This is a genomic window from Citrobacter sp. 21OH12SH02A-Citro (genome assembly GCF_027919895.1).
Taxonomy (GTDB): Bacteria; Pseudomonadota; Gammaproteobacteria; order Enterobacterales; family Enterobacteriaceae; genus Citrobacter; species Citrobacter braakii.
This window is the reverse complement of the sequence record NZ_CP114801.1, coordinates 66,960-82,685: the sequence shown is the minus strand read 5'-3', so window position 1 is coordinate 82,685 and position 15,726 is coordinate 66,960. Positions and strand designations below refer to the sequence as shown.

Here is a 15,726-nt window from a genome sequence, read left to right as displayed (position 1 = left end):
CATGGGTCACTGAATCCACTCATATCCCATTGCTATTCTTCATCCCGAATCAGGAAACATCCTGAATACCACGATATCCATTGCGCAATAATTAAGCGAAATGGGCGTTTTATTTTGCCCAGAAGACTTCAACCTACGGATGGATATTTGGAGAAGACGTGGACAGGGGCGTTTATCTCTCTCGCGAGCAATGTCTGAGCGTTCAGGCGTTATCGCATTTCAGGAAACGGTGTGTTTCCGGTGTATTTTTGGCGTACATATGAGGGATACGTAATGTTTACTTTTAAAAAGTGCCTGATTGCACTTTCTATAAATTTGGCCGTTGTTTCATCAGGTTTTGCTTGTACGACCCTATTGGTCGGTAATGAAGCATCAGCGGACGGCTCCATGCTGGTAGCCCGTAGCGCTGACAGCGATGCCCTGAAAGCGCAGCATTTTGTCATTCATCCGGCAAAGCAGAATCAGACCGGGGTATACAGCACCAAAGCACATAATGGCGCGAATGACTTTACCTGGCCGCTACCCAAAAACTCTCTGCGTTATACCACCGTTCCAAACTGGAAAACCCAACTGCACGGCGCGACCGGATTTAACGAATTGGGCGTTGGCGTGAGCGGTACAGAATCTATTTTTGCCTCAGCAAAAGCGCTGGCTGCCGACCCCTACGTTGAAGATAAAGGGATCACCGAAGATGATATCCCGGATATTCTGTTGTCCCAGAGCAAAACCGCGCGTGAAGCCGTGGCGCTACTGGGTCATATCGTTGAGACCGTCGGCGCTGGGGAAGGTTTTGGCGTGGCCGTCGTCGACGATAACGAAATCTGGTACCTGGAAACCGGCAGCGGTCACCAGTGGATGGCGCAGCGCCTGCCGAATAACCAGTATTTTGCCACCGGTAATCAGGGCCGCTTACAGGATTACGACCCTAAAAACCCGGACATGATGGCGTCAAAAAACCTGATTCAATTTGCGACCGAAAAAGGTCTGTACGAACCGGCAAAAGATGGCAAATTCAACTTCTCCAAAGCCTATACCCGTGATGATGAGCGTGACCGCACGTATAACGATCCTCGCGTATGGACCATCCAGAAAGAGTTCAATCCTTCCGTAAATCAGGATATGGCCAAAGGGCGCGAATTCCCGGTGTTCATGACACCAGAGAAGAAGATGACGCTGGACGATGTGAAGGCCGTGCTGCGTAACCATTACGAAGGCACCAGCCATGATCCGTACACCAACGGTCTGAACGGCAAAGAGCCATGGCGTCCGGTTAGTGTCTTCCGCACCTATGAAGCACACGTGATGCAGGTCCGTCCGTGGTTGCCAAAAGAGATTGGTGAAACGACCTACATTGGTCTGGGTATGGCCGACCTCACCGCGTTTGTTCCGTACTACAGCGGCCTGAAAGCGTATCCGGCAAACTATACGATGGGTACCGATAAAGCGGACGATCAGTCCATTTACTGGAAATACCGTAAGTTACAGACGCTGACGATGACCGATTATCCGAAGCTCGCGCCAATCGTCAAAAAAGCCTACAAAGCATGGGAAGATAAAGTGGCGAAGGAGCAAAAAGAGGTCGAAGCAAAATATCTGAAGATGGCGAAAACCGATAAACCTGCCGCAGATAAGATGCTGAATGACTTCAACTTGCGCATCATGGCCGATGCCGAGAAGCTGACGGAAGATCTGACTAATCAGCTCTTTACCATCCGCACTAAAGACATTCAGTCTGATATCTTCTTTGCAAACGCTGCGAAAAAAGACTGAGTAACGACACGATGACATGCTGGCGCAAAGTAAGCTTCAAAACTTTGCGCCAGTAGTACGGTTTACATTTCCTTCCGCGGCAGTTGATCGAGAGCCAGACTTCTTAGATGCAAGTTGGCCCAGCAGGCTGCCTGAGTTCGGTTATTCACAGATATCTTTTTAAAGATATTATAAATATGCGTTCTCACTGTATTTTCACTAATAAAAAATGCGTTAGCAATTTCTACATTAGACGCACCTTTCGACAACTCAGTTAAAATTTCATATTCTCTTTCGGTTAAAATGCCGTAGTTATTATCTGATGGCGTGAGGTTTACATACTCTGGCAGCGGTGACAGTGAGCGTGGTGGACGGGAGGTTTTTAGCCCCTCTTTAAGGAGTTCTAACAAATATTCTGTAGAGCAATTATTTGGTACGATCGACTCAAAATTTGGCCATAGCATGCTCTCATAGAGTGGGAGCGACCGCAGGCAGTTAATAATATAAACGCGCAAACTATATGCGCTGTCATTGAGTAATTTTGACCAGACATTTTTTAATTTACGGCTTGATGCCTGTATATCATAGAGGATGATACTTCCCTCAACGATAAATGACATGTCTGGTCTGCTAATGTTAACAAAATCAACCAAGATATCGTTTTGCTTATTGAGATAATCCAGCAAGAGTTGCGTCTGTATTGATTGGTTGCTAATGAGTATTATCTTACTGTCCATGTTAAGCATATGTAGCCTTCATTCAAATGATGATTGACAATATTCCTTATCGTTATTGCATGCCAAGCCAATAACAAGTCACTACTTAAGATTAAAGATAATCTGATTGAATTATAAGAATTTAGCTAATTGTGCAATTCGATCATTCGCTTTTTCCGAGCGCAGGATTCGATTTTTCTTTATAGCACTTAAAGAATTATCACAATACAAACATAACATATTGTATTACAAGTATTTTTATTTGACCTTTGAGTAAAGGACTATCTTACTCACAATCTGCTTATAGATAATAATAATTCATTAATACTCATAGTTAATGATCATTATTAATATTATAGGATGAGTGAAATACGTCCAATCTACGATGTACAACAATAATTTATCTAACATAATTGATAGCGGGCGACAGCCTTACAGGGCGCAAGAAAAAAGGAGCCCAGACAATGTTACTGATAATAGGGACGATCTATCTCTAAATGAGGAGCGCATTATGAGTAAACTATCCATTATAAGTTTAATTAGCTGTGCCATCGCAATTCCTTCCGCTATGGCAGATGTTGGACATGGCCCCAACAGGGATCAAAAAGGCGTTGTTAATTTTTCCGGTCATGTCTATTCCAATTCGTGCATAATTGAAGCCGGTGATAAAGATAAACAGGTAAAATTAAACCCAGTTCTCAATACATCAGTTAGCAAATTACATGCAACGCAACTCCAGCAATTCAGTATTAAAGTGAAGGGATGCTATATTAATGAAAAAATAGTTCCCAAATTAGCCTGGAATGTTAATTCCCCTCTAACTCACGATGGATATCTCAAAAACACGACAAGGGGTGGAGCCCAAAACGTAGCGCTAGTCCTTAAGGATAATCGCGAAAAAAATATTAACCTGAGGAATAAGAATGACCGATTTGAACCTGAGAAAGATGATCTCCGACATGGCAATGATAGCCCGACTTTAACTTATAAATTCAGCGTGGGTTACATTATACCACGTGAAAATAGTGGTTCATCATATGTTCAACCGGGACCGGTAAGCGCTCAGGCAAACTATAGCATTACTTATCTCTAAATACACAATGCTATAGCTGCCTTGCGCTATAGCATTTATTTTAATAGAGGCTTCATGAAAATTTTCATTTATTTATTAGCTCTATTTGCTCTCTCTACCGCACATGCAAATAATATCATTGTCAATGGCACCCGATTTATTTACTCTGAAGATTCCGCAGAGATCACGATACAAATGACGAATACGGGAAACTATCCATCGTTGGCCCAGGTATGGTTGGATGAGGGAAATCCAGAAAAGTTACCGGAAGAAATTTCCACTCCATTTATTATTTCTCCACCCATTGCCCGCGTTGACGCAGGCAATGGGCAATCACTCAGAATAAAAAAAGCAGTTGATAAAAATATTGTCGCCACCGACCGTGAGTCTATGTGGTGGCTTAACATACTGGATATTCCTTCCGTGGATAAGAATAGCGTCACGGACAATTCAGCTGTGCTCAATTTAGCCATTCGCTCACGCTTTAAGTTTTTCTGGCGACCCAGTGGGTTAGGTGACCGTCAAAACGCGGAAAATAAGATAAAAATTATTGCTAACCAACGTGACATAACGCTGGTAAACCCCACCCCCTTCTTCATCACGGTTGCGGATATTGTGACGTCATCAGGCCATGGACTCATAAACGAAGTGGTCATGGTCGCCCCGAAAAGCAGAACGACTATCAATGCAAAACAACAAGTCAGCCAGGGTGAATCGGTTGTTTTACAAGCAATCAGCGATTACGGCGGAATTGTGGAACACAAAACAACCATTAATTAATAAAAAGGGATAAAAGGAATTAGTAATGGGTTTATGTAAAAGGATCCTCACCATACCCTGTTTCATTATTTTTCATGGTTCATTATTTTCCGTTGGAGCTCACGCAGAAGACAGCACTCGCTACGAGTTCGATAACGCCATCTTAATGGGCAATGCTTCACTTAACGATTTGCAGTCCTTTAATGCCGCAGGCTTATTGCCTGGGACATATATCGTAGATATTTATATTAATGATAACTGGCGTGGACGTCGTGAACTCTTATTCAAAAAAGATAATCACGGCGATTTAGTTAGCTGTTATTCAGAAGCATTTCTCAAAGGCGTGGGCATTAACCCAGAAAAAATGAATCAAACGCTGGCAGCTCACCCTTCACGCTGCGGCAGCATTGCCGATTGGGACACCAGCGGGAAAGCAACGGAGAGACTCAACACCAGCCAGCTTGAGCTGCGCATCACCATCCCGCAGGCTTATGTTGATAATATCGAAAACAATTATGTCCAACCTGAACTCTGGCAACCAGGGGCACCGGCGATTAATTTCAGCTATAACGCCGATTACTACAGCACCCAGCAACGTGGTAACGATCGTTCAAGTACGGACAGCGCCTGGGTGGGAATGGATATCCGAAGCTCTGCTGGAGGGTGGCTAATTGAACATTTTGGTAGCCAAAATTGGGACAGCAAAATAGGTAGCCATTACGCCAATAATCGCACGACGCTAAAACGGCCCATCACTCGTTGGAAATCCATGTTAAGCGCTGGCAAGTTCTATACTGACAGCCAGATGTTCGACAGTATGGCTATTCTCGGAGTGGGATTGGCTTCTGAGGATTTAATGCGCCCGGATAGCACGCTGAACTGGGCGCCGATTATTCGCGGCGTAGCTGAGACCAACGCCCGTATTACCATCACCCAGGATGGTCAAACCATTCATCAGTCCTCGGTTCCGGCTGGGCCATTCTCGATTGATTCCGTGTTGCCCGCGAATACTGGCGGCGAGTTGCTGGTCACGATTCAGGAATCAGACGGGCGTATCCGCCGCTTTACCGTTCCATACTCTTCGGTACCACAGCTACTAAAACCCGGCATTTCGCGCTATGGCATCACTCTCGGGACTGTCGATGAAGATAATTATGATGAAGATCCGTTTTTAGCCCAGGCCTACTGGCAGTATGGCCTGAACAACTATTTAACGTTGTATACCGGGGCCTCTGGATTCGAGCGCTATCAGTCAGCCCTCATCGGTAGCGGTCTGAACACCCAACTCGGCGCATTCGCCCTTGATATCACCCAATCGCGCCTGAAGCTTGAGGACAATCGTCAACAAGGACAACAGTATCGTCTGACATGGAATAGCACCCTACCCTGGTCGGCAACCGCGCTCTGGCTGGAAGCAAAATACAGTTCACATCACTTTTACGGTCAACGCGATGCCCTGGATGCCCTGGATGCACAGGCATTCGTCAGCCAATATTTCTCGTCACGCGAGAAGCAGTCGTTTAGCGCCAGTATTAATCAGCCGTTATCCGATACCTGGGGTTCATTCTATTTATCCGGCTCTCTTAAGAAGTTCTGGGATCAGCAGGATAATTATCGCCAGTATGCCGTGGGATACACCAATGCCTGGGGCAACCTGACCTGGAGTATATCCGCCCAGCGTTTCTGGAATGAGGATCAACAGGGTTCGGTCACCAAAGATGACCAAATCATGCTCTCATTCAGCTATTTCCTGCCCCGGGATAACGCCGGTTTTACGCAGATCTCCTCTGATAGCTACAGCAATAACGGCAAAGCCAGCAATACACGCCTCGGCTTCACGACCTCGACTGATGAGGAAAACAATATCGTTTGGGGAGCCAATACCGGCTATCTCCGCGGCGGTAGTGTGGAATGGGGAGCAAACGGCATGGTGCGTACGCCTTATACCTCGCTGAACGGGACGTGGAGTCAGAGTAACTCATGGCACCAGGTAAGCGGTGGAATGAGTGGCATGCTGGTTGGGCACGCGAGGGGAATAACCTTTTCACCAGAGCGCTCAGATACCGTCGCGCTGGTCTATGCGCCTGATGCGCATGGCGCTCATCTTGAAGGCGTACCTGGAACCCGCTTCGATAAAAATGGCTACGCCATTCTGCCCTGGCTTCGTCCGTGGCGCGTGAATGACGTTACTATCGATCCAAAAGGTTCAACTGAAGGTCTGAACTTTACTAAAACCCAGGCCAAGATTGCGCCTTACGAAGGTAATGTCATTCCAGTCACCTTTGAAACGACGCTCAGAAAACAGAACATTATTTATCCCCGCCTGCAGGGTCAGCAGAGAATGCCATTCGGTGCCATCATCCGCGACAATGCCAATAATCATGTCGGCTACGTCGGACAAGGCGGTGCGCTTTATATTGATGAAACCACCTCACCAGAAGTGTTCGTTTCACTGGAAACAGGGAAATGCACGATCGTGTTAAAAAACCAGGAGGCCACATGTCGGTAATACGTACCGCTTTAATTCTGGGCTGTGCCTTGGGCATTCATCAGGCAGCCAGTGCTGCATGTACCCTGACCACACAAAAGTTTATTTTATCGCCGGAAATCGTTAACGATAAGCAATCAATCCAGTCAGGGGGAGTTATTCAGACGCGCACGCTTTCGCGACAGAATATTCAGGCGTCAGGCTGTACTGACAACCACCCTTTTTCCGCACAGATTATTGGCGATCGGTCCGCAATGAAACAACCCGGTATTATACGCAGCAATGTGAGTGGGATTGGCATTAAAGTCACCCTGGAAACCTCAACCGGACAAACGATCCAGTGGCCATCAACTTTCAGAGCGACGGCAGATGAATTCAGAAACAGCAAAATAAAGATTGAGCTGATCAAACTGGATGATCAGCTTGCGGCAGGAGCCGCTGCGGGTTCCATCAACCTGCAAATCAGAAGTGAGGCTCAATCGTTGCCCGTGGTGGATATCATTGTGCCGGCAAAATATATCACGATGCTCAACCGGTCATGCGCAATCAAAGGTAACCGCTCGATCAACGTCAAACTGCCCGATATAGCACTTGAGCAATTCAGAGGCTATGGAAGCACTGCGGGAAGAAAACCATTTACTATCGACCTTCTCTGTAAAAGTGATTTTACCACGCCTTCCCGGGTTATTCTAAGCTGGAGCGACACAGAGAATGGTCACCAAAGTATTATCGGTGTACTAAAGAATATCCACCTCAAAGGCGCTGCTGGCATCGGCATTCAGGTGTTAGATCAACAACAACAGCCTGTTAAATTCAATACACCTTCATATGTCTATTTAGCGCCTCAAGATAAAGGTAATCATTCCATCCCGTTTTATGCTCAGTATTATCAAACAGCTAACAATGTCAGTCCCGGCATTGTACGTTCAGTTTTGTATTTCAATGCTGAGTACCAATAATCAATCCTAATCTAGGCGTACTGCGAGGTCTTTGCTCCACGCAAGTGGAGCTTTTTTACATTACGTATCTATCGGAATGTAATGATCACAGGTAATTATTTTGTTTTTAAGATCCTCTTGGTTATAATGGAATATTTCAATATCATAACCTGCCTTTCTTTTTAATTTACTCTCCGGCAACATCTTAAAATAAATATATCTTGAATAGAGTGGATAGTCCTCTTTCTTGAATCTGAATGAAAAACAGGCATACGTTCCCGAAGGACACTCATAACGATTATAGGCATTGGGCGAATGATGACTTTTGTTACCAATGATGCTTTTAACTTTCAACCGCATCATTGAGTTTGGATTAGACGAGAAATCAGTTAATGCCCACACATTTTGTTTTGAACTGGTAAGTTGCTCAAATATTAGATTTAATCGATGAAGATGTGAGTCACTGGCAGGCGGGATTGGTGTGTCATAGTTGTACTGAAATCCATGCACGGTATCAGCAGGTAAGGTACGTAGTTGCAATTCGCCGACAACAATATCACTGCGCAGTACAAACGACATTAACGGCGAAAGGTCCCAACTGGGATTTTTACGGTATTCTGTGGGGGTATAACCGGTTAGTTTTTTGAATTCACGACAGAAAGATTGCTGAGAATCGAATCCCACCCGCACTGAAATATCGATAATATCCATATGAGTAAGGCGTAACAAGCTTGCTGCTTTGGTTATCCGTCGCCTACGAATATAAAGCCCCACAGGCATATTTATTCGCTGTTTTAAAATATTCTGTATATGTCTGCGGCTGTATCCGGAAAACTGTGAAATGTCATCAATACCAATGCCTGAAACAAAATTATCTTCTATATAATACAATACATCATTTATAGTCTTTGACTTCAATGGCCCTCTCCTACCCCAATAAATAACGTAATAACAAAAAGCATCAATGCGTTTAACAATCAGGCAAAGAAATAGGTATGTATCGGGGCTATTATGTTTTATATCGTAGCAGAAGGTATCTCGTCAAATACCTTTTAATAAATATACAAGTCATTAAATCATCGACCAAAAAATTCTTAAAATAAATATTATAAACACTGCATTAATTTAAGAAATAATATTTATCGAAGAAACTATACTCAATGAAACAATTATCACTAACTGATCGGCGTTCCGATCAGATTAATGCCAGCAACAGAGATTAGCTATTATTTATGCGTATGGCTATCGAATAATATTCCTGCGATTGAACACCTCACGGGGAAACGCCCAACGTGTCACACCGCGCCTTCACGGCGTCATGCAGCAGACGGACAGCCGTTGAAAGCTGCTTACGATGTGGGCAAATCATATTTAGCGGGGCTTTTTCGCCCAGGTAATCAGGCATCAGTAGCTGCAATCGTCCATCACGCACATCCTCGCTGACATCCAGCCACGACTTGTATGCGATGCCTTCTCCGGCAATCGCCAGCCGTCGGATTACTTCAGCATCGTCGCTCATAATGGTGCCGTTAACCTGCACACTGCTAACCTCGCCGTTATGCGTAAACGTCCAGCGATCGTGCAGGCGTCCGCGTAAGACGAAGGTCATGGCGTTGAGCTGTGTTAAATCATCCGGGGTTTGCGGCGCGCCGTTTTGCACAACCCATTCCGGTGATGCCACCAGCACGCGTCGGTTACCAAGTGCGACAGGCAGCGCAATGTAAGATGCGTCTTCGGTGTTGCCATAGCGAAACGCCACATCGACGGGGTCTTTAAAGACATCCGTCACCTGGTCGGAGAAAAAAATCCGCAGGCGCAGCGCGGGATAGCGGCGTCGAAACGACTGAAAGACCGGCAGCAGTAGGTTCCGACCGAGATCGGAAGGTACAGCGATTTGCAGCGTGCCTGAAACTTCATCTTCCGGGGTCTGAATTTTTTGCAGCCCGGCATGCATCACGTCCAGCATCTGGCGGGCATAGGGTAGCCAGACCTCACCTTCCGGCGTCAGGCGCAGACTGCGCGTGGAGCGGGCAAACAAGCGGATAGCCAACGTAGACTCCAGGCGCTTAATAGCAGAACTGACCTGAGCAGGCTGAACGCCGACTTCGCGTGCGGCATCGCTAAAACTATTTAGCGCCGCGGCGCGGACAAACAACGTGAGATCTTCAAGCCGGAACATTTTCACTCCCCGAGTATAAGTCCTGTCGCCGAAGGGCTATTTTTCCCGTTCTGCTACCGGTTTACCATCGAATTATTCAACAGATAGAAGGTTTATTAACCGGAGAGATTATGAAAGCCATCGCTATTACCCGCGCCGCAACCGACGGCAGTAACATTGAATTTTTACAAGAGATTGACCTGCCCATGCCCGTCGCCTCCGGGCACGATCTGCTGGTTGAAGTGAAGGCCATTTCCGTCAATCCCGTTGATACCAAGGTCCGCGAAGGTTTTAACGCTGATGTGCCCCGCGTGCTGGGTTGGGACGCCGTTGGCGTGGTGAAGTCCGTGGGTGAAGCAGTCACCCTGTTCGCTCCTGGCGATGAAGTCTGGTACGCCGGTGCGCTGGGTCGCGCTGGCAGTAACAGTGAATTTCAGCTGGTTGATGAACGTATTACCGCGCTGAAGCCGCAATCGCTGGACAACGCTTCTGCTGCGGCACTGCCGCTGACCGCCATCACCGCCTGGGAAATGCTGTTCGACCGTCTGGGCGTTGAGGAAAATGGCAATGAAAATGATGTGTTATTGATTGTTGGCGCTGCTGGCGGCGTCGGTTCTATCCTGACGCAACTGGCCAGTAAGCTGACCAAAATGACAGTCATCGGTACCGCTTCACGTCCACAGAGCCAGAAATGGGTACGTGAAGCAGGCGCTCATCACGTGATTGACCATAGCAAGCCGCTGATGGAAGAGCTGGCTCGGATAGGCATTAAAGAGGTGACGCACGTTGCCAGCCTGAACAATACCGAGCAGCACTACCCGCAAATTATTGCCGCCCTGGCGCCGCAGGGCAAACTGGCGCTGATTGACGATCCGCAAACCCTCGATGCACGTCCACTGAAGGCCAAAAGCATTTCGCTGCACTGGGAATTTATGTTTACCCGTTCGATGTTTACCACCCACGACATCATTGCGCAGCATCAACTATTAACCCGCGTGGCACAGTTGATCGATGACAACACCATTCGCACCACGCTGGGCGAGCATTTTGGCGCAATCAACGCGGCGAATCTGCAAAAAGCGCACGCGCAAATTGAAACCGGTCGTTCAGTCGGCAAGATTGTGCTGGAGGGGTTTTAACATGTCTGATTCAGAAGTGATTTCAATTATTGCGGTACTGAAAGCCAGACCGGGGAAAATCGACGCACTGAAACAGGCGCTGCAGGCTCTGCTGCTGCCCACGCGCCAGGAGCCGGGCAATATTGAGTATGCCCTGTTCCAGTTGCGCGACACACCGGATGTCTTCTACGTTCGTGAATCCTGGCGCGGTCAGGCCGGTCTGGACGAGCATATCGCCCTGCCCCATTTCCAGACGTTTATTCTGCAAATGAACGAGCTGCTGGCCGAACCGCTACGACTGGATTATCTGACGCCGATTACGCCGTAAGATGACTGCCGAAGCCCCCTGCGGTGTGGGGGGCTGTGCCCGTCATGTCTCACTCGCTTCGCTATCTCTGCTATGATGCCTGCACACAAATAAAACAAAACAACATGCAGAGGGAAAGATGAGTTCCACCAGAAGAGGGATGATGAACGTCCTGATTGCCGCCGTATTATGGGGAAGTTCAGGCGTTTGCGCGCAGTACATCATGGAACAAAGCCAGATGTCGTCGCAGTTTCTGACCATGACGCGCCTGATTTTCGCGGGGCTCATTCTGCTGATGCTCTCTTTCGTGCACGGCGACAACGTGTTCTCCATTATCAAAAACCGCAAGGACGCCATCAGCCTGCTGATTTTTTCCGTGGTCGGGGCACTCACCGTACAGCTAACCTTCCTGCTGACCATCGAAAAATCCAACGCCGCCACCGCGACGGTGCTGCAATTTTTGTCACCGACCATTATCGTGGCGTGGTTCTCCGTGGTGCGCAAAGCGCGGCCGGGGATTTTAGTGCTGACGGCGATCTTCACCTCGCTCATCGGCACCTTCTTACTGGTCACCCACGGTAATCCGACGTCGTTATCTATCTCAGCTGCCGCGCTGTTTTGGGGAATAGCCTCGGCGTTTGCCGCCGCGTTCTATACCACCTACCCCTCAACGCTCATCGCGCGCTACGGCACGTTGCCGGTCGTCGGCTGGAGTATGTTAATCGGTGGAATGATCCTACTGCCGTTCTATGCCGGGCAGGGAACTCATTTCGTGGTGAATGGCAGTTTAATTCTGGCGTTTTTCTATCTGGTGGTCATCGGTACTTCGCTCACGTTTAGCCTGTACCTGAAAGGCGCGCAGATGATTGGCGGACCGAAAGCGAGCATTTTAAGCTGCGCGGAACCGTTGAGCAGTGCGTTGCTGTCCCTGCTGCTGTTAGGCATCACCTTTACCCTGCCAGACTGGCTGGGTACGCTTTTGATCCTCTCATCGGTCGTGCTTATCTCAATGGACTCACGTCGCCGCGCCAGAGCGGTTTAACCCCAACCGGCGCGGCAACGGGTGATGATTACCAGCCCGGAACTGCGCCGCCGTTAAAGATAGTTTCTGCCGCCTTCGCCACTTCCGGTGACTGATAAGATTGCAGGAATTCTTTCACATTCTCGGCATCTTTATTGTCTTCTCGCGCCACCAGAATGTTCACGTACGGTGAATTTTTGTCTTCGATAAATACGCTGTCATGTACCGGAGAAAGCCCGGTTTGCTGGATGTAGGTGGTACTGATAATCGCCACATCCACTTTTTGATCGTCCAGCACGCGCGGTAGCTGCGCCCCTTCCAGTTCCATAATTTTCAGATGTCGCGGATTATCCGTAATATCCAGCGCCGTTGGCAGCAGGCCGGTATCCGCTTTCAGAGTGATTAACTTCTCTTTTTGTAGCAGCAACAGCGCCCGCCCAAGGTTGGTCGGATCGTTAGGTATCGCAATCGTCGCACCGTCTTTTAGTTCAGCAACGGTTTTGATTTTCTTCGAATAACCCGCCATCGGGAACACAAAGGTATTGCCCACCGCTACCAGCTTATAGCCGTGCGCTTTATTATCCTGTTCAAGGAACGGACGATGCTGGAAGACATTGGCATCCAGCTCACCATGATTAGTGGCATCGTTGGGCAGCAGAGAACCGCTAAACCCCACCAATTCCACCTCCAGGCCATATTTTTCTTTAGCGACTTTCTTCGCGACTTCCGCCACATCCTGCTCTGCACCGTTAATCACGCCCACTTTAATATGCTTTGCATCATTGTTCTGCTGATCGCATCCTGCCAGCAATAATCCCGCCAGTAATAACGCCGCCCCAGCCCCGAAATAAGGTATTTTCAGTTTCACGTTTTATCCTTTTGCAATAACCGCCTGATGAGTAATGAAATGACTATAGCGGGAAGGCCGCTGCGGTTTAAAAAACGAAAAAGCATCAGCAAGAAGAAAAAAGCATAATGCGAAAAGGAAAATGAGTCGGAATGTGCCGTTAGGTCATCCCTTTTGCAGTCCTTCCGGTCATCAAAACGTTTTCGACAAATAATGGCGCGCGGAACCGGTTTCTGGAAAGTTATCGAGGGTCATTTGCAACTGATAGCCGTTTTTCTGATAAAACGGCAGCGCCTGGAAACTCATCGTGTCCACCAGCGCATGCAGGCATCCTCTCTCACGCGCCGTCTGTTCAGCGGCCTGCATCAACTTTGTGCCGTAACCGCCTTTACGCAGCGAGTCATGCATCCACAGGAAATCAATGCACAGCCATTCGCCTTTGATTTTACCGATCAGCCCGCCCAGTATTTTATTGTGCTCATCGCGCCAGTACACCGCCAGGTCGCCAAAATTGGTGGTCCTCAGGAACTGGCGATTGTAGGCGCGCAATCCAACAAGCAGAGCATTTTGATCGTCTTCAGTAATGGTATCTGTAATCTGTATTTGCATCATATCCTCCTGAAAAACTAAAACTTCTGGCTGATTTTCTTTTTAGAAATTAACACAGGCTGATGAGTGAGGCGCATGCCGTCTACACTTACTCTTGAGATGATGCGCATCGACAACAAGGATTATTATCATGAAACAAGCCGTTTTTCCGCTTATTGCCATTCTTTTCATGCTGCCGGGTTTGGCGCAGGCCGATTCGGCTTATGGCTCTCTACAGTCCGTTCATGAAAAAAACACCGTATTGAAGGATTTACGCAAGATTTGTACCCCGCAGGGGTCGCCATCGGATGAGGTGTGGGAAAAAACGATTATGGCTGATACCCGTAATCAGCAACACATCCGCGAAGCCATTCTGGCAATACAAAGAAACAATCAGAACAACTACTGGGAAGCGCTGGGCAAAGTTGAATGCCCGGATTTGTAACTATCGCATTGAAAAACGAGTGCTGTAACCGGTTTCTGTTTTGCAAAATCGCCTATTGTGTAGGGAAATGAAACACATCAAGGAGCAAGATAATGCGATACCGTTTTCCCGAAAACTTTTGGTGGGGCAGTGCCTGCTCGGCGCTGCAAACCGAAGGGGATAGTCTGAACGGCGGCAAAAGCCAGACGACATGGGACGTGTGGTTCGACCGCCAGCCTGGGCGTTTCCATCAGGGGGTTGGCCCGGCGAACACCTCGACCTTTTATCAGCACTGGAAACAGGACATCGCACTGCTCAAACAGCTGAAGCACAACAGCTTCCGCACTTCAATCAGTTGGTCACGACTGATCCCGGACGGTACTGGCGACGTCAACCCGCAGGCAGTTGATTTCTATAACAACGTCATCGATGAGCTGCTGGCGCAAGGCATTACGCCATTTATCACCCTGTTCCACTTCGATATGCCGATGGTGATGCAGGAGAAAGGTGGCTGGGAAAACCGTGATGTGGTTGAGGCGTTTGGTCGCTACGCACAAACCTGTTTTACCTTGTTCGGCAATCGGGTGAAGCACTGGTTCACCTTTAACGAACCGATTGTCCCGGTAGAAGGCGGCTATCTGTATGACTTCCATTACCCTAATGTGGTGGATTTCAAACGCGCGGCCACCGTGGCGTATCACACCGTACTGGCGCATTCCACGGCGGTACGCGCATATCACGCCGGTAGTTATGACGGTGAAATCGGTGTGATCCTGAATTTAACGCCCTCTTATCCGCGCTCACAACACCCAGCGGATGTAAAAGCTGCGCACCATGCGGATCTGCTGTTTAACCGCAGCTTCCTTGACCCGGTGCTAAAAGGTGAATATCCGGCGGATCTGATAGAGCTGCTAAAAGAGTACGATCAACTCCCAGCATGTCAGCCAGGCGACAGTCAGCTCATCGCCGATGGCAAAATCGACCTGCTCGGTATTAATTATTATCAGCCGCGCCGCGTGAAATGTCGTGATACTGCCGTCAATCCTGACGCGCCGTTTATGCCGGAGTGGCTGTTTGATTATTACGAAATGCCGGGGCGTAAAATGAACCCTTACCGTGGCTGGGAAATTTACGAGCCAGGTATATACGATATTATTACTAATCTGCGTGATAACTACGGCAACCCGCGCTGTTTTATTTCTGAAAACGGCATGGGAGTCGAAAATGAGCAACGTTTTATTCAGCAGGACCAAATCAACGACAGCTACCGTATTGAATTTGTTTCTGCGCATCTTAAATGGCTACATAAAGGCATTAGCGAAGGGTGTAATTGTCTTGGCTACCATATGTGGACCTTTATTGATAACTGGTCCTGGCTCAACGGATATAAAAACCGCTACGGTTTTGTCCAGTTAGATTTAGATACGCAAAAACGTACGGTGAAGAAAAGCGGCGAATGGTTTGCCCATACCGCCGAAAACAATGGTTTTGATTGATTCAGTCGTCAGATAACGATGTTGCCTGAAAGCTGCGCGCCATCA

General features: G+C 47.9%; 15 protein-coding genes. 10 read left to right on the top strand and 5 right to left on the bottom strand.

The genetic code is table 11. The annotated features are described in order from the left end of the window. Positions 1–273 precede the first annotated feature (273 nt). Positions 274–1,770: a C69 family dipeptidase gene (locus O6D90_RS00410; protein WP_016155025.1), complete on the top strand. Its 1,497-nt coding sequence runs from the start codon at positions 274–276 to the stop codon at positions 1,768–1,770. Positions 1,771–1,832: 62 nt separating this feature from the next. Here the strand turns inward: O6D90_RS00410 and O6D90_RS00405 are convergent, their stop codons facing one another. Beyond that, a complete protein-coding gene (locus O6D90_RS00405) occupies positions 1,833–2,495 on the bottom strand; it encodes a LuxR C-terminal-related transcriptional regulator (RefSeq protein WP_016157786.1) in 663 nt (220 codons plus the stop codon). 481 nt (positions 2,496–2,976) lie between these two features. Between O6D90_RS00405 and O6D90_RS00400 the strand changes: the two genes are divergently transcribed. From O6D90_RS00400 to O6D90_RS00385, 4 genes are read left to right on the top strand one after another with little or no spacing between them, the layout of a single operon-like run. Then, on the top strand, positions 2,977–3,558 hold the full coding sequence (locus O6D90_RS00400) for a fimbrial protein (RefSeq protein ID WP_016157787.1): 582 nt from the start codon (positions 2,977–2,979) through the stop codon (positions 3,556–3,558). 54 nt (positions 3,559–3,612) lie between these two features. Beyond that, positions 3,613–4,317 carry a fimbrial biogenesis chaperone gene (locus tag O6D90_RS00395; protein ID WP_016157788.1) on the top strand — a complete coding sequence of 235 codons (705 nt, stop codon included), beginning with the start codon at positions 3,613–3,615 and terminating at the stop codon, positions 4,315–4,317. 25 nt (positions 4,318–4,342) lie between these two features. Continuing rightward, positions 4,343–6,805, top strand: coding sequence for a fimbria/pilus outer membrane usher protein (locus tag O6D90_RS00390; RefSeq protein ID WP_016157789.1), 2,463 nt, complete (start codon positions 4,343–4,345; stop codon positions 6,803–6,805). After that, positions 6,796–7,743 carry a fimbrial protein gene (locus tag O6D90_RS00385; protein ID WP_016157790.1) on the top strand — a complete coding sequence of 316 codons (948 nt, stop codon included), beginning with the start codon at positions 6,796–6,798 and terminating at the stop codon, positions 7,741–7,743. The genes O6D90_RS00390 and O6D90_RS00385 overlap by 10 nt, the downstream gene beginning before the upstream one ends. A gap of 60 nt (positions 7,744–7,803) precedes the next feature. On the opposite strand, the gene O6D90_RS00380 is transcribed toward O6D90_RS00385, so the two are convergent. Further along, the gene (locus O6D90_RS00380) at positions 7,804–8,640 is read right to left on the bottom strand and encodes a helix-turn-helix domain-containing protein (protein WP_016157791.1); all 837 of its coding nucleotides are present in this window, start codon (positions 8,638–8,640) and stop codon (positions 7,804–7,806) included. Between the two features lie 355 nt (positions 8,641–8,995). After that, a complete protein-coding gene (locus tag O6D90_RS00375; protein WP_016157792.1) occupies positions 8,996–9,901 on the bottom strand; it encodes a LysR family transcriptional regulator in 906 nt (301 codons plus the stop codon). Between the two features lie 110 nt (positions 9,902–10,011). On the opposite strand from O6D90_RS00375, the gene O6D90_RS00370 reads away from it, so the two are divergent. The 3 genes from O6D90_RS00370 to O6D90_RS00360 all read left to right on the top strand — a co-directional run bounded on the left by O6D90_RS00370 (position 10,012) and on the right by O6D90_RS00360 (position 12,347). Continuing rightward, a complete protein-coding gene (locus tag O6D90_RS00370; protein ID WP_016155033.1) occupies positions 10,012–11,019 on the top strand; it encodes a zinc-binding alcohol dehydrogenase family protein in 1,008 nt (335 codons plus the stop codon). 1 nt (position 11,020) lies between these two features. Continuing rightward, positions 11,021–11,326: a putative quinol monooxygenase gene (locus O6D90_RS00365; protein WP_016157793.1), complete on the top strand. Its 306-nt coding sequence runs from the start codon at positions 11,021–11,023 to the stop codon at positions 11,324–11,326. 118 nt (positions 11,327–11,444) lie between these two features. After that, positions 11,445–12,347 (top strand): carboxylate/amino acid/amine transporter, encoded by a 903-nt coding sequence (locus O6D90_RS00360; RefSeq protein WP_016157794.1) that lies wholly within the window; start codon positions 11,445–11,447, stop codon positions 12,345–12,347. 28 nt (positions 12,348–12,375) lie between these two features. Here O6D90_RS00360 and nlpA read toward each other — a convergent pair whose 3' ends face one another. Further along, positions 12,376–13,194 carry a lipoprotein NlpA gene (nlpA, locus tag O6D90_RS00355; RefSeq protein ID WP_016157795.1) on the bottom strand — a complete coding sequence of 273 codons (819 nt, stop codon included), beginning with the start codon at positions 13,192–13,194 and terminating at the stop codon, positions 12,376–12,378. A gap of 171 nt (positions 13,195–13,365) precedes the next feature. After that, on the bottom strand, positions 13,366–13,782 hold the full coding sequence (locus tag O6D90_RS00350; protein ID WP_016157796.1) for a GNAT family N-acetyltransferase: 417 nt from the start codon (positions 13,780–13,782) through the stop codon (positions 13,366–13,368). Between the two features lie 130 nt (positions 13,783–13,912). Here O6D90_RS00350 and O6D90_RS00345 point away from each other — a divergent pair, with 130 nt between their 5' ends. Continuing rightward, positions 13,913–14,206 (top strand): YicS family protein, encoded by a 294-nt coding sequence (locus O6D90_RS00345; protein WP_016155038.1) that lies wholly within the window; start codon positions 13,913–13,915, stop codon positions 14,204–14,206. A 92-nt stretch (positions 14,207–14,298) separates the two neighbouring features. Further along, positions 14,299–15,681: a glycoside hydrolase family 1 protein gene (locus O6D90_RS00340; protein ID WP_016157797.1), complete on the top strand. Its 1,383-nt coding sequence runs from the start codon at positions 14,299–14,301 to the stop codon at positions 15,679–15,681. Positions 15,682–15,726: the final 45 nt, after the last annotated feature.

Coding starts and splice junctions, on each gene's coding strand:
- O6D90_RS00400 (WP_016157787.1), top strand. CDS start 2,977: ATGAGTAAACTATCCATTATAAGTTTAATTAGCTGTGCCATCGCAATT.
- O6D90_RS00365 (WP_016157793.1), top strand. CDS start 11,021: ATGTCTGATTCAGAAGTGATTTCAATTATTGCGGTACTGAAAGCCAGA.
- O6D90_RS00385 (WP_016157790.1), top strand. CDS start 6,796: ATGTCGGTAATACGTACCGCTTTAATTCTGGGCTGTGCCTTGGGCATT.
- O6D90_RS00350 (WP_016157796.1), bottom strand. CDS start 13,782: ATGCAAATACAGATTACAGATACCATTACTGAAGACGATCAAAATGCT.
- O6D90_RS00405 (WP_016157786.1), bottom strand. CDS start 2,495: ATGCTTAACATGGACAGTAAGATAATACTCATTAGCAACCAATCAATA.
- O6D90_RS00340 (WP_016157797.1), top strand. CDS start 14,299: ATGCGATACCGTTTTCCCGAAAACTTTTGGTGGGGCAGTGCCTGCTCG.
- O6D90_RS00390 (WP_016157789.1), top strand. CDS start 4,343: ATGGGTTTATGTAAAAGGATCCTCACCATACCCTGTTTCATTATTTTT.
- O6D90_RS00370 (WP_016155033.1), top strand. CDS start 10,012: ATGAAAGCCATCGCTATTACCCGCGCCGCAACCGACGGCAGTAACATT.
- O6D90_RS00360 (WP_016157794.1), top strand. CDS start 11,445: ATGAGTTCCACCAGAAGAGGGATGATGAACGTCCTGATTGCCGCCGTA.
- O6D90_RS00410 (WP_016155025.1), top strand. CDS start 274: ATGTTTACTTTTAAAAAGTGCCTGATTGCACTTTCTATAAATTTGGCC.
- O6D90_RS00395 (WP_016157788.1), top strand. CDS start 3,613: ATGAAAATTTTCATTTATTTATTAGCTCTATTTGCTCTCTCTACCGCA.
- O6D90_RS00375 (WP_016157792.1), bottom strand. CDS start 9,901: ATGTTCCGGCTTGAAGATCTCACGTTGTTTGTCCGCGCCGCGGCGCTA.
- O6D90_RS00345 (WP_016155038.1), top strand. CDS start 13,913: ATGAAACAAGCCGTTTTTCCGCTTATTGCCATTCTTTTCATGCTGCCG.